This window comes from Methanosarcina sp. 1.H.A.2.2 (assembly GCF_000979975.1).
Taxonomy (GTDB): domain Archaea; phylum Halobacteriota; class Methanosarcinia; order Methanosarcinales; family Methanosarcinaceae; genus Methanosarcina.
The window spans coordinates 14,044-28,039 of sequence record NZ_JJQL01000062.1 but is presented as its reverse complement, the minus strand read 5'-3'; the positions used below and the strand labels follow the sequence as shown (position 1 = coordinate 28,039).

General features: G+C 45.3%; 8 protein-coding genes. 3 read left to right on the top strand and 5 right to left on the bottom strand.

What is annotated here, in order from left to right; translation table 11 throughout:
- Positions 1–378 precede the first annotated feature (378 nt).
- The 3 genes from EO93_RS09480 to EO93_RS09470 all read right to left on the bottom strand — a co-directional run bounded on the left by EO93_RS09480 (position 379) and on the right by EO93_RS09470 (position 6,863).
- Positions 379–1,995, bottom strand: coding sequence for a histone deacetylase (locus EO93_RS09480; RefSeq protein WP_048162226.1), 1,617 nt, complete (start codon positions 1,993–1,995; stop codon positions 379–381).
- Positions 1,992–3,704 carry a hydantoinase/oxoprolinase family protein gene (locus tag EO93_RS09475; protein ID WP_048162224.1) on the bottom strand — a complete coding sequence of 571 codons (1,713 nt, stop codon included), beginning with the start codon at positions 3,702–3,704 and terminating at the stop codon, positions 1,992–1,994. The genes EO93_RS09480 and EO93_RS09475 overlap by 4 nt, the downstream gene beginning before the upstream one ends.
- Before the next feature lie 465 nt (positions 3,705–4,169).
- A complete protein-coding gene (locus tag EO93_RS09470) occupies positions 4,170–6,863 on the bottom strand; it encodes a PAS domain S-box protein (protein WP_082107617.1) in 2,694 nt (897 codons plus the stop codon).
- A 418-nt stretch (positions 6,864–7,281) separates the two neighbouring features.
- On the opposite strand from EO93_RS09470, the gene EO93_RS09465 reads away from it, so the two are divergent.
- Complete coding sequence (locus tag EO93_RS09465; RefSeq protein WP_048162220.1) at positions 7,282–7,467, top strand: hypothetical protein; 186 nt, start codon at positions 7,282–7,284, stop codon at positions 7,465–7,467.
- Between the two features lie 37 nt (positions 7,468–7,504).
- On the opposite strand, the gene EO93_RS18465 is transcribed toward EO93_RS09465, so the two are convergent.
- Positions 7,505–7,639 carry a hypothetical protein gene (locus tag EO93_RS18465; RefSeq protein WP_255350211.1) on the bottom strand — a complete coding sequence of 45 codons (135 nt, stop codon included), beginning with the start codon at positions 7,637–7,639 and terminating at the stop codon, positions 7,505–7,507.
- 598 nt (positions 7,640–8,237) lie between these two features.
- On the opposite strand from EO93_RS18465, the gene EO93_RS09460 reads away from it, so the two are divergent.
- Entirely contained in the window at positions 8,238–9,383 is a 1,146-nt protein-coding gene (locus EO93_RS09460; protein WP_048162218.1) for a tyrosine/phenylalanine carboxypeptidase domain-containing protein, read from the top strand.
- Between the two features lie 139 nt (positions 9,384–9,522).
- Here the strand turns inward: EO93_RS09460 and EO93_RS09455 are convergent, their stop codons facing one another.
- Positions 9,523–10,788 carry an NAD(P)/FAD-dependent oxidoreductase gene (locus tag EO93_RS09455; RefSeq protein ID WP_048162216.1) on the bottom strand — a complete coding sequence of 422 codons (1,266 nt, stop codon included), beginning with the start codon at positions 10,786–10,788 and terminating at the stop codon, positions 9,523–9,525.
- Positions 10,789–11,128: 340 nt separating this feature from the next.
- Here EO93_RS09455 and EO93_RS09445 point away from each other — a divergent pair, with 340 nt between their 5' ends.
- Positions 11,129–13,417: a phosphoadenosine phosphosulfate reductase family protein gene (locus EO93_RS09445; RefSeq protein ID WP_048162214.1), complete on the top strand. Its 2,289-nt coding sequence runs from the start codon at positions 11,129–11,131 to the stop codon at positions 13,415–13,417.
- The last annotated feature ends 579 nt before the right edge of the window (positions 13,418–13,996 follow it).

Genomic DNA, 13,996 nt, shown 5'->3' with positions numbered 1-13,996 from the left:
TCAAATGTTTTCACTGAAAAAGTAGAATCTTATCTAAAATATTTTATATAGACCACACACAGAACACCAGAAAAGAAAAGGTAAGAAGTAAATCAACTCAAAGGAAAAGCTACATGTAAAAAAATTGATGGACTGAAGAAGATAAAGAAGATAAAGAAGATAAAGAAAATAAAGAAGATAAAGAAGATAAAGAAGATAATGAAGATGAAGAAGATGAAAAGTAAAATGGATATATTAAAAATGGGGAGAGGAGCTCCGACGTCCCCGAATTCCGCCGGGGTAATATAAAGATGGAAGATGGGGACCAGAGCCTGTATAGTCCCTCAAGAAATGATTTCCCACTCTCAAAACCTCCCAGGCTTCTCAAAACAGAGCCTTTCAGTAAACGGTCTCCTGTTTTGTCCTGGTATTGTATGCCCTGTATTCGTCTGCTTTCTTATCCTGAAGGTAAACGTATTCATATTCCGGATAATTGAGCCTCTTCCTGTATTCTTCCCGGGCTTCAGCCTGGCAGCTGGCACAGGCATAGATAGGGACTGAAACCCCGAAGATCCTGGTATCGTTTATGCTCCTGTGAGCATGGGAATCTATGGTTACATAACCCTGACAGTCAGGGCACATCCTGACTGTTTCTTCCTGGAATTCCTGGATCATATCAGTATCATAGAAGATCTGTTTTTTCCGGCGGTAAAAGTCTCCGTGTTTTGCCACTTCTGCTTCTACAAGCCTTTCCCGGTTTTTCCAATTTTCGAGCTGGGTTGCAACAACTTCCTTAAGGATTTGCCTGTCTCTTGCAGCCTGGACAAACATCCCGGGCTTGAAATCGGGTTCCTTTACGCAGGAGTAGTCAAGCCCGGCCATTGCAAGGATAATTCCCGTATTAACATAGGGCAGCGCGCTCTGGATAGCATAGCCTCCTTCAAGCACTGCCATGTCAGGGGCAAGTTTCTCGTTCAGTTTAGCATATCCCTGTGCAGAAAAGCGCATGTTTGCAAGCGGATCAGTATAATGGTTGTCCTGTCCTGCAGAATTGAGGACAAGTTCAGGCCTGAAGTCCTTGAGAATGGGCAGCACCAGGGCATCGAGCACGTAGAGAATGCCCTCATCCGGAGTACCCGGCGGCAGAGGTATGTTGATTGTCCTGCCAAGGGCTCTCGGGCCTCCGAGTTCGTTCATGAAGCCCGATCCAGGATAGAGTGTCCTCCCGTCCTGATGGAAGGAGATAAAAAGCACATCCGGGTCGTTGTAAAAAATCTCCTGTGTCCCGTCCCCGTGATGGACATCAGTATCCACGATTGCAATCCTGCGGATTCCATACTTCTTTCTCAGGTACTCAACAAGGATTGCTTCATTATTTATATTGCAAAAGCCGCGGTTTCCGTGGGCGACTGTCATTGCATGGTGACCTGGCGGGCGAACAAGGGCAAAAGCGTTTTTAACCTCTCCCCGCATGAGCGCATCAGCAAGGACCAGGCAGCTGCCTGCTGAAATCCGGTGAGGGGTTGTAGCCTGGGCTTTTATGTCAGGAACACAGAAATGAACCCTTGCAATGTCCTTGAAATCTGCAAGGCGGGGCTTATACTCCTCTATCTGGGGCAGGTCCATCAGGCCTTCTTCAAAAATCTGGTCCCGTGTATAGAGGAGACGCTCCTCTCTTTCCGGATGGGTTGGAGAAATTGCCCAGTCAAAAGCCGGGAAGAAAATAAGGCCTGTCTTTTTTGCTCCTGCCCGGTCTGCCGGGACCATGGGTCCTTTTTCCGGTATTTTTCCAGGCTCATTTTTCAATTCGTTTTCCGGTTTTTTTTCCGATTCATTTTTCGGTTCATTTCTCGATTCATCTTCAGATTTCTGCTCTGAAGTTCTTGTTTTTATTGTAACTTCCTCTACTCTATCAGGCTCAATTTCCTCTTCTATCCGTTCTTTTTTCTCTGCCCCGGCATTTTTTTCGGCTCCGCCTTTGAGGGCATCCTTGATTTTCCCAAACCCAAGCTTCATGCTTTTTCCCCCCTCTTCCATTCGGGAATCAGGCCTGCCGGGATCTGCATACTTACATCAAAAAGCCGCCCTGCCGTAAACCAGCCCTCAACCACGTTAAAGACCTCACTGTTAGCAATCTCGGCTTCGTCTGCATACTCGGAAATCCCAAACCTTTTTGCGCGTTCCCTGAGGAGTTTTGTTGCAAGGGCTTCGGCTTCCTCCGAGCGCATTTTATTGAAATTCCCGATATCCGTTGAGTTAAGGTTTACAATCTCTCCTTCTTCAGCTACCGAATAGACCTTCTGCTGAGTATCGATGCGCAGGTTAAGGGTAAGGGTGGGCCTTGCAACAGCTGCCCCTATGGCATTTCCGACTTCCGAATATTCGGGGGTAATCGGTTTTGCGTTCAGCTTTTCCGCGACTACTGAAATCAGGCCCCTTGCTCCCCCCCCGATTCCGACAACATTTTCAGGTCTTTCTTTTTTCTTCTGCAGGACTTCCCATATCCTGTAAGCAGGTTCCTGTTCCCATTCAAGAAACATTTCACTTACGGCTTTTTCAATCATCCCTGCAGTTGTGTCCACTATAAGAGAAGCAGTCTCAGTTACGGATTTCCCAAAGCTGGAGGCTACGGATGCAACCGCCTCTTTTGCACGTTCAGGGTCTCCGACATCGACAAGCCCGAGCACTCTCAGGGCATCCGTCGGGGTTGGCTCTTCTCCTCCCATGCAGTAAGCGGGACCTGCCCTTTCAGGGCCTATGGTTACCAGCCTGAGTCCGGTATCAGTTTCTCTAACCCTTACAGTGCTGTCCCCTCCTACCGCTATCGAGCGGACGGCAAAAGCCCGTACATGGGTCAGGAAATTTCCGAGTTTTGCGCCTTTGGAAGCGATAAGCGGTTTTCCGGAAAGGATAAGGGCAAGGTCGGTAGTGGTCCCGCCTATATCCACTACAACAGATGTCTGTCCCTCAGGGGTGAGGGCGAGAGCTCCTATCGTGCTTGCTGCGGGACCCGAAAAAATAGTTTCCACCGGGAACTCTACGGATTTTTCAATTGGCAGAGTCCCTCCATCGGCTTTAAGGATATATACGGGAGCCCTGATGTCCCTTTCCTCAAGGGCTTTTTTGATCTCTGCAACGAACTCCTGGTAACGTTCCCCTGTTGCAGAGGCCAGCATGGAGGTTGCGATTCTTCTCGGGAAATTCAGTTTTCCCGAAACCTTATGCCCGAGTCCTACCTGGCAGTCCGGATACATTTCCCTGAGGATTTCTTCTATCCTGAGTTCATGGGAAGGATTCCTCTGTCCGAATTTGCTTACCACGGCAGCTCTAAAATAACCCTGTTCCCGGATTCGATTCACCGTTTCCCGGACCTCAGCTTCGTCAAGGGGCTGGATTTCCCTTCCCCTGAAGTCCATAGCTCCTTTAAGGTAGAAACTGTCTGGAAAAACATAACTTGAAGGGTTAACACCCGGACCCGGAATAAGCAGCAGAGCCACACGGTCAGTTTTGCCCTCGGCAATAAGATTTGTTATTACGGTTGTACTGAAAACCACCCTTTCGAGCTGTTCCGGAGGAACCCCTCTGCTGACCTCATCAAGAGCATTGAGCAGAGACTTCAGAAGATTCCCTCGCTCGGTGGAAACCTTGGCTGTACTGTATACTTCTCCGTTCCGGATAAGCACCGCATCTGTGGTGGTGCCCCCTACATCAATTCCTATAAGCATTCACAATTCGCCTATCCTCACCTGAATGAATTTATCAGTCGCCTTTTTTTATGTATTTTATAGCTGGATTTAATTTCTCCAGTTTCAAATGATTTCTATATAGAAATAAGTGTGTAATTTGTTTCGATACAGTGCAGGTCTATACAGTATCTCCTCCAGAAGTAATCCCGAGCCCGTACAGTCCATACCTATTCGGGCTGATACCCGGGTCACAAGCTTGATATTCCGGGCTCGAAACACTGACACAGCTAATAATTTAGTTTTTGTCTGCAATGCAAAGGCGGACTTAAGCGGTGCGCGGCCTGCAAAGAAAATAATGACTGTCTATACGACCGCCTATAATACTATTAAAAAACCTGATATTATGTAAAATACATCATGAGCTAAGAGATACTTCCTTTAAACCCCGGAACCCGTTTTTCGAACGACACGGTATGGCGAATAAGGTTGTACGCAGAATTGTTTTCAGCTCTTTCCCGGAAGCCCCTTATCATCGAACCTGATAGTAAATTTTGTCTCATCTCCTTTCTCAAGTTCAATAGTGCCATCGATCTGTTCAACCAGAGCATTCACAAGTTGCAAACCAAGGGTCTCGGGGGTTTTAAAATCGATATTTTCGGGAAAACGTCCCCCATTATCCGAATAAACCAGTGTAAAACCGGGGTACATCCCTGAATCTGTTATAGGGGTGTCTCTGTCGGATATCGGGGTGTCTCTGTGGGGTTCACTGCCAGGCCCCAGGGCTTCAGATTGTCTGCAAAGTGAAATCCTTATCTCCCCTTCGGCACCTTTCGGAAACGCATATTTAAGGGAATTTGAAAAAAGTTCGTTGATTATTATCCCGAGGGGAATTGCGGTGTCGATCCCGAGGAATATATGGCCTATATCAAGGAAAAGCCGGACTTTCTCGTTTCCGACCCTGTAAGAGTAAAGAAGTTCAGAGGTTAGTTTCCTGAGATAGGCTGCAAAATCTATGCTTGTAGTATCCTCGGATTTATGAAGCTCCTCATGGATTATAGACATGGAGATAACACGGTTTTCGCTTTCTCTGAAGGCTTCAATAACATCTTTATCTTTGAACTTATCAGCCTGAAGGCTGAGCAGGGACGAAACTACCTGAAGGTTATTCTTGATCCTATGGTGAATTTCCCTCATACCGATAGCTTCGGCTTTTGCAAGGGTTTCCTCGGCTTTTTTCTTAAGAGTAATATCATAAGCATAGCCCTGGATAAATTCGGTTTCTCCTGAGGCGGCACAGATGTTATGGATCAACTCATGAACCCACTTTACAGTTCCATCTTTCCGCCTGAGCCTGTACTCATGTTCCATAATGGAGTTCGGGGAAGAATTCATTTTTTCCCGGCTTATACTGAGTAGTGACCTGTCTTCCGAATCAATGAGATTAGACAAATTTATTCTGCCGGAGATGAAGTCTTCTTCTGTGTACCCGGTTATTTCCTCAACAACCCCTTCCAGAAAGAGAGGGGCAAAATCCCTGTCCAGCTTAAATGAGATCCCTTTAAAGTTCTGTAAGAATGAGCGGTAGAGTTCTTCGCTTTCCTTCAGTTTTTCCGAGGAAAGTTTGATTTCAGTAATGTCTTTCATCACTCCAAGGGCTTTGCATACGCAGCCTTCTTCATCCCTCAGATAGACGCCTTTGTTTTCCACGAAAAAATAGCTTCCATCTTTCCGCCGGAACCTGAATTCTTCATTGAACTTTTCTCCTGTGTTCCAGCACTTTTTAAATTCCTGCTTCACTCTTCTGCGGTCTTCGGGATGAATGTGATCAAGCCAGTCATAGTAAGTAAAATCCTGCATCTCGCTGTAGCTGTAGCCCGTAAGTTCCGTGACTGCCCCTGCCCATTCAACATGTCCGTTTTGCAGGTCAAATTCGTATATCAGTTGCCCTGTCTGTTCAGTAGCTAAACGATATCTTTCTTCACTCTTTAACAGGTTCTCTTCAGTAAGTTTGCGCCCGGTTATATCGAGCATTACTCCTACAAGCCCTTCCACAGTCCCATTAAGGCTCCTGTATACGGCTTTATTGAAAAGGAACTGTCGGATTATCCCGTCAGAACACATGACTCTGGACTCATAAACCTGGCTTCCCCCTCTCTGGAGCAACTGCCGATCTACTCTTTTGAAAACATTTCCAAGTTCAGGTGGAATCGCATCGGAAAGTTTATCTATAGAGCATCCTGTTACTATTTCCTTTGAGCTTCCAAGAATCATTCTCGCAAATAGTTCGTTGCAGCCGCGGTAGACCCCTTCTCTGTCTTTATAAAATACGGGAGCAGGAATCGTATCAAGCAGAATTTCAAGAAAATGGATCTTATCCTGAAGGGTACTCTCTACCTCATTTCGTTCAAAGGTTAACGAGATCAGGGATGCAACGCCATTCAAAAAAGAAGTATCTTCTTTTGTAAATTTCTCTTTCTTTGTGCTGTGAATTATCAGCACTCCATAGGGCTTTTCAACACTTCCGAGCAGGACACTTATTCCACTAGTTATTTCCTGATACCCTTTGAGCCCCATTCCGTCAATGGAACCCTTTCTGTTTAATTCATCTATCCGGATAGGTTTTTTTGAAAGCACTGTGTACCCGGCAAGCGAAGCTGCATCTCTTTTAATAACCTTACCTATATCTTCGATCTTCCATCCGATTCCTGTCTCAAACAGAAAGTTTCCATCAGGCAAAAGTTTCAAAATTTTGCAATATTCTACGTCAAGCGTAGCAGCGATCAAAGTTAAGGATTCGTCCAGCAGGGTCCGGATATCCGGGGTCTTGAGAGCCAGTTCGGCAACCTGGAAAAGGACTTCATGATGCCTATCTATAAGAGATAGTTTTAAAGATAGTTTTTTTTCGGCTTGTTTAGAAAAAGTGGTATCCGATGCGTAGAGAATAGCAGATTTCCCGTCAGAAGAAGGTGTGAAAGTGGCTGAATATGTTTTTTCGCCTGCTTCAAGTTCCAGGTATTCGGACTTTTTCATAAGAGCTGCTTTCCGCACAGTTTTCCGGATTTTTGCGGGAACTTTTTCTCCGATCCCGCTTTCCCATACTTCAAGTAATGATTTTCCTGCTTCATTAGCATAGAGAATTACGCCTTCTTTTTCTATCCTCAGGACAGGGCTGGGGCTGTTTAAAAGAAATTCTTCCATCCAGTTTTCTTCTGCTTCACTTTTTCTGTCAGTAAAATTTATGCTATCACCCCCAGCATTTAAGTTCCTGCCTTTCTTTTTCTTAGTTTTTCCCCGGATTTTGAGTTTACTTACCCAGAGCTCCAGGTTTCCTGAATTCTTTTTTATGAAAATCCTATCCGGCAGTCACAGATATTATAAAGTAAGTGACATATTAATTTTTGGAAATTAGTTTAAAAAAAGTAAATGAGTGGGGGTATGGAGTGATATTATTCACAGCTTTGCAGCTGAACATGAATATATATAAAAAGCCTGTTATTAAGGGTATGTAATACTGGCAGGCACCTGCAACGGATCTCTGGAATACGTTTGGGAATACGCTGGTAGCTGCGTGAAAAAATAAATCTAATTTCGCTTTTTGTAAATGAGGGTATCTTTTATGGAAGACTTTAACCAGCTCAAAAGGAAACTTGACGATATGAGTGTTATGGAACTTTACGGGTATATAAAAGAAAAATATCCTGAAAACGAGGAACTTGCACTCGGGTCCAAAAAGATAGTAATCAGGAAAGTCCTGAACTTTGAAAGAAACCTGCTGAATGAACTGGAAGAAGCCGGCCAGTAAGGTTTACACTTTCATAGTTACACATAGTCACATTTTTTTAAATTTTTCCCTGGAAGCTCCTCATCTGGGGTATTTCCAGGAACGATTCCATTTCAGGAGTGAGCTTGAGGCCTGCAGAACAGGTACATAAGTGCTGTTTTACGTCATCAAGAAGTTTAGAACCGGAACTCACAGGTATCCCCTTTAATATAAGGGGTTTCGGGAATTTATAATCCTCCCAGTAAAAATCAAGACTTCCCAGAATGAAAAAGATGAATTGTCAGATCTCAAAATTGTCAGGTACCGGGGTTTCCCCCAATCTTAAATCTCAAGGTTAACCATTAAAAACACGGAAATCAGGAACTTGAAAAATGTGGTGTTCCCGGGTTAATTGGTTAGTATTATTCCGAAATGACCTTAAATTGCATCTCTCTCTTTCTTTCCACGTGCTGCGCCCTGCTTGAGCCCGCTTGCGTACAGTAGATAAAAACAAAAGCATTAGGCTGGCTGGAAACCTGATACCAAATATCAACCGTTTAGTATCAACCGTGTTGCCAGGGATGACATATAAATATAGGAAATTTGAAAAACAGAGTCCTCGTTTATAATTTAGGGTTCGATTTAAGATTGGGATTTATCCAAAAAAGAGTGAATGTATACTAAAAAGTGCTAATTTACTTAATTTTTGCCACTTGCCAGAGAGTAGTTCTTTACTGATTAGCCCTTAATTGCTCCTAAAAAATATACCCGGAGACGAAGTTCGAAAGATGTACTGAGGGGAACGGTTTCGGATGCTTGTAGCAGAGTCGGAAAAATGCGTTTTTAAATACGACAGGCGCTTGTTTGATATAGAAAAGCAGTTGAATATTCTGCGCTATCTCAACCCTGTGAATGCCAGAAAGGAAAAAGAGAAGTTCCTCAGGGCATACGCTGGAGGCGAAACTTACAATCCTGTATTCGAGTACGAAAGCTGTGGGCCGGAAGTAGGGGATTTTTGCAGGGATCTTAAAAAAATCAGGGAAAAACTTGAGCGCTGTAAAGGTTCTGTTTTTGCTCCTTTCTACATCAAAAAAATCAATTACCTCCTTCGCTTTCATGACCTTCTGATTCACAGGGACTCCCCGGATTTCGGGAACGAGCTTTCGGCCTTTTACGGACTCCCCTCCGGACCCCTTCTCCTGGAGGCTCAGAAAAACCTGGAGCGTTTAAAGAATGAGCAGGTGGAGAAAAACCTGAGCCCTGGAGATGTCAGAGGTGTTTTTGAAACGGAGTTAAAGCGCCTAGGGCTGGAATGGGAAGTCAGGCCTGCAGATGGGGGAGGAGTGAAAATGGCAGTAAATGCGGCCTGCAGTGAAATCCACATCGATTTTTCGTCCCATTTTTCAAAAGCCGGAATCAAAGGATACCTCTGCCATGAAATAGGGACGCACGTCTTTCGGGCAGAAAACGGGAAATTCCAGCCTCTTATGCTTTTCCGCTCGGGTTTTCCGGGTTATATGGAAACCGAAGAGGGGCTTGCGGCCTACAATGAATCGAAAAATGGACTTCTGGTGCCGGAAAACCTTAAAAAATACAGCGCAAGGGTTGTGGCTGCTGCGATATGTAATGAAGCTTCGTTTTCAGAGATTGTGGATGAACTTACAGGCTATTTCTCCCCCGAAGAGGCTTTTACCTTTGCCCTGAGAGTCAAAAGAGGACTTCACGATACCTCCCTGCCCGGAGGTTACACCAAAGATTGTGTTTACCTGAGCGGTTTTCGAAAAGTAAGTGCCTTTTTACAAAAACAGCCCTCTGAACAGGAGGCTTTAAAGGTCCTTTACTGTGGAAAGATAGGGCTCCGGCACTTCGAACTGGCAAGGGACCTGCTGGCAGAAGGATTTCTCAAACAGCCGCGCTACCTGCCGGAAGCAAATCCGTCTTTCTCTACTTTTCGGTGATCCCTAGTTAAGTGGGAGAAATTATTCAGGGAAATCGGACTGGTATTCTTCAGTATTTCCTGCCCCGCACTCCAGTATAAAGCCAGCACCTCTATACCGACACTTTCTGCATCTTCTCACACTTCAAATGCTGATTTCTTCAAAAGAGTGTCTTTACAAATGTCCCGAAAGCTTTCATGAGCCTCAAAGAGTTTCCTGAAAACATCAGCTTCCTCATAAGGACAGAGGGGTGGTCCATATCCCCGTACTCCGTGATTGTATTCAGAATCGAAGGGGTATTTAACGAGCCTATGAGTTCGTTCAACTGATTGTCTTTCAGCTTTCCCATGTAGTCATGGATTTTCATGCCTATTTCGAGTTCTTTTGCCAGGCCCTTTCGCCAGAGCAGGTCGTATTCGGAAAGCCGGCGTGCAGAGGTGTCTCCTTCAAGGGCGGCCTCAGCTGCAATTTTTCCGGCAATTTTTGCTGCAAAAGCTCCCGTATAGACTCCGCCTCCTGACGTGGGTTTAGTCTGCCCTGCAGCATCGCCTGCGAGCAGGACACCGTCAGAAGATGTTTTTTCCAGGGGGCCGATTGGAATCCCTCCAACCACAAAGTCAAGCATGCCTCCTGAGTACCTTTCTTTTATGTGTGGGTTTGAGCAAAGGAGTTTTTCAAGATAGGAAAGCGGGGAATTCTCGCCAGGCCCGCTTTTGCAGGCAAGCCCTGGTTCAAGTGCAAGCCCGATTCTTGAGACCTTTTCGTCAAGGGGCACGGTCCAGGCAAAGAAACCGGGGGCTGAAGAGCCTGGAAACAGCTCAACAAAATCGCTGTCATCCGAGGCATAGGGAGCTTCGATCTGAATTCCGGGAAGTATGCGCGCAGGTTTTCCAAGGCCTGCATAACTGGCTATGCGGCTTTTTACCCCGTCTGCCCCGATAACTACGGACGTGGATATGGTTTCAGGCTTTCCGTTCCTGAGTACTTTGAGCTTTACAGGAGAGCTTTTTTTTGTTCCATTTTCTTTTGTCCCGGTTCCGGCTTCAGAGCTCTCTTTTTCAAATCCTATAGCCCTTGTTTTCAGGGAGAGCTCAACACCTTCTTCTACAGCCATTACTGCAAGGGTGCGGTCAAAGTTTTTCCGGGAGACAACATACGCCTTTGTCTGCTTTCCATCAATCGGCAGGTACTGTCCATCGGGAGCATGCACAAAAGCCCCGCGCACGGAATTGAACACAAATTCGTCCGAAGGCCTGAGTCCGCACTCTTCAACGGCTCTTGTGCTCAGAAGCCCTGTACATCCGACAGGAGACCCTATTGAGGAGTGCTCTTCGAGCAGAAGGACCTTTGCCCCATTCATTGCCGCATAGCGGGCGGCAGTGGAGCCCACAGGACCAGCTCCCACCACAACAACATCATATTTCATACAGTATCACATTCGAATAACAAGCTTACCATTTGCGGAAAGCTTTAATGCCTTCCAGGGAAACTTTAATGCCTTCTCAGGAAGTTTAATATATTCTTGATTCATATTACAGTTAAAATAACAATTTAAATATAAGATTTAAGTTATACTTTAAGTTATACTTTAAGGGTTTTTGAAAGTATTAGAAAGTATTATCGTGTTTTCTTTTATAGGATCTTTCCCTTCACTCAAAGCATTAATACTTTCTCTCAAAATATTGATATATCGATAAACGCATCCTTGCTGAAAACTGAACGATAAGATACTTAACCATTTCTTCGAACCACCGGTCAGGGCTTCCATGCATCAGAAAAAAGAAAAATACCAGACTTCCAGCTCACAAAAACAAAAACGAAACAGTTCGGACAGAAAGGGACCTCAAACCCATGAAAAAAGAGCAGAAAACAGGTCCCGGGATTTTAAAGAAAAATCCTCTGCCAGAAAGAGCTCTGGCTCTGAAAGACATCCGGATCCGGCTCTTTCAAAGAAAAAATCCTCACCTCGTTTTGAATATGAAGATGACTACATTTTCTGGTGCAGGAAGTGCAACCTGCCACTCATAGGGGAAGAGTGCGGGATCTGTGGCGGTAAAGGTGATATACTCCATCTTTCCCAGCCGGCAGATGTCAGGTTCTGTTCCCCCTATGAGAGGGAAGTCCTGGCAGAGCAGCTAATTTCAGCCTTCGGCTGCGATCCTCTGGGAGACAGATTTGTTCTCCTTAACAAAATTCCCGGAGAAGACAAAACTGATGAGGTTATCGTAGACGGTTTTATTTTCGGAGTGCTCCGTTTCGAACTTTCGGAAATGGACTACAGCTTTGAGCCTTCTCTTCAGGGAGCAAAAATCCTCCTCAAGTCTGCTGAAGGCAGAAAAGTCGAGCTTAAGAAAACAAACCGACACCTTAATGGAAAAAACGTGGCATCGGGGCTTATAGAGTCGTTTGCCAGCAACATAAAAGCAGGGGATTTTGTCCTTGTGACTGCGGGCAGCCTTAGCGGATATGGAATTTCTTACATTAACGGCGTGGATTTCGCAGGCATGGAGAGCCTGTCAAAGCCCGAAGCTCAATCCGGGACCGTAATTCAACCTGAAGTCAGAGCCCAATCTGAGTCCGAATACTCATCCGAAACCAAATCCCCCTCTGAAGCCGAATCCCCCTCTGAAGCCGAATCCTCGTCCGAAACCGGAACAAAAGTTATCAGGGTCAGAAAGGTTGACAGCAGCGAGGCATTCCTGCATCCCGAGATTCCGGATTTAGGGGCATGCATAGAAGCTAACAAAAAACACCTGCAGGTCCTGGGGAAAAATGCCATCAACACCATCCGCGGGATTATTTCCAGAAATGAGCATCGTGCCCTGCCTGTGTATGTGTCCTTCAGCGGGGGGAAAGACAGTCTCGTGGTACTGGACCTGGCAAAGTCTGCCCTCAAGCAGAGGGAGTTTAAGGCTTTTTTCCTAAACACGGGGATCGAATTCCCTGAAACTGTGGAGTTTGCACGGGATTTATGCCGCGAAATGAAAGTCCCTCTTGAAGAAATGAGTTCCGGCTCCGCTTTTTGGGAGCAGGTAGAAAAGTTCGGGCCTCCTGCAAAGGATTTCCGCTGGTGCTGCAAGGTCTGCAAACTGGCTTCGGCAGGAGACCTGGAAGCAGGAAAAGGAGCCTGTTCCCTTTCAGGAAAGGAGGCTGCAAATGCAGTTGCCTATCTGACAATAGATGGCAAGCGAAAGCATGAATCCTTTTCCAGGGCAAGGATTGCGGCGAGTGAGACAAACCCCTTCGTCCCGGCGCAGCTCAATATCTTCCCTATAAGGGACTGGCGGGCTCTTGAAGTCTGGCTATATATCCACTGGAGAGGGCTTTCATACAATCCTCTCTATGACCAGGGCTTTGAGAGGGTTGGGTGCTGGCTCTGCCCATCTGCCCTTGCTGCCGAATATTCCAGGGTAAAAGAACTGCATCCTGAGATGCACGCCAGGTGGAACGCCTTCCTGCTTGAGTGGGCAAAAAAGCACGGGCTTTCGGAAAAGTTCGTAGAGCATGGGTTCTGGCGCTGGAAGGAGCTGCCTCCGAAAATGCTAAGGCTGGCAGAGGAACTTGGAATCTCTGTCCTTGCGGAAGAAAAAGCTGAAGACTTTGAAATTGAGGTGGTGGGAGGAATTTCCCCCTGCAAAGCAGGAGGCTTTTCTGTCGAGGCAGGAGTCCGGGGCATCAGGGAAAAAGAAGCTGCGGATTTCATCAATGTGCTTGGAAATACTGTTTATGCAGAAGAACTGGGCATGCTGCTGGTCAAAACCAGAACCGGGACCGTGAAGTTTTTTTCGAATGGAAACCTGCTCGTAAGCTCGGAAACAAAGGAAAAAGCTGTCTGCCTATTTAAAGAGGCTGCAAAACAGTTTGTCAGGCTTTCCCGCTGTACAGGATGCGGTATATGTGAAAAAGCCTGTCCTGTCGGAGCGGTTTCGATAAAAGAAGGAAAGCCTCATGTAAGTGAAACCTGTATAAGGTGTGGAAAATGCATGGAGTCCTGCGTGGTAACCAGGTATTTTGACAAACTTGTTCCCGGTCTGGATGAAAAACTAAAAGTTTGAACGGTAAAAAATGAATCTTAAAAAATGAATCTTAAAAAATGAATCTTAAAAAATGAGTATAAATACTATGATTGTCAGCAGTTAATCGGGAAGTTTCATTCCGGGCAACTGAACTGGCATCTTTTATCTGTTCTGTCCCACGCCCGGCACGGCTTAAACCCACCGATTTTGAGCAAATTAGAACGCAATCTTCAACCATGCTGGAAAAATCAAGTATCAAAAATCAACCGTTTGTCATCGGGTAACCAGTACTTTGGATAATCAAAAACCTGAATTTGGATAATCAAAAACCTGAATGATCAAAACTCGAATCCTGAGGTCTGAATTTGCTGTTCTGTTCATAAGCCGATGATATTTTTAAATAGTTTCTAATTATATTTTCATATTAAACCTGTAATCTTACCAGGCCCTTTCAGGTCACACATATTAGAAACGTCCCGATAATACCTGATTATCATGTTATTTACCTGACCGAGCTCCCCATGTACTAACTAAACTTTATACTAATGAAGCCAATGATGTTTATATCAAACTTTGAGCTTAACAATGTTTTACATCCGGACTCATTTAATACCTTTG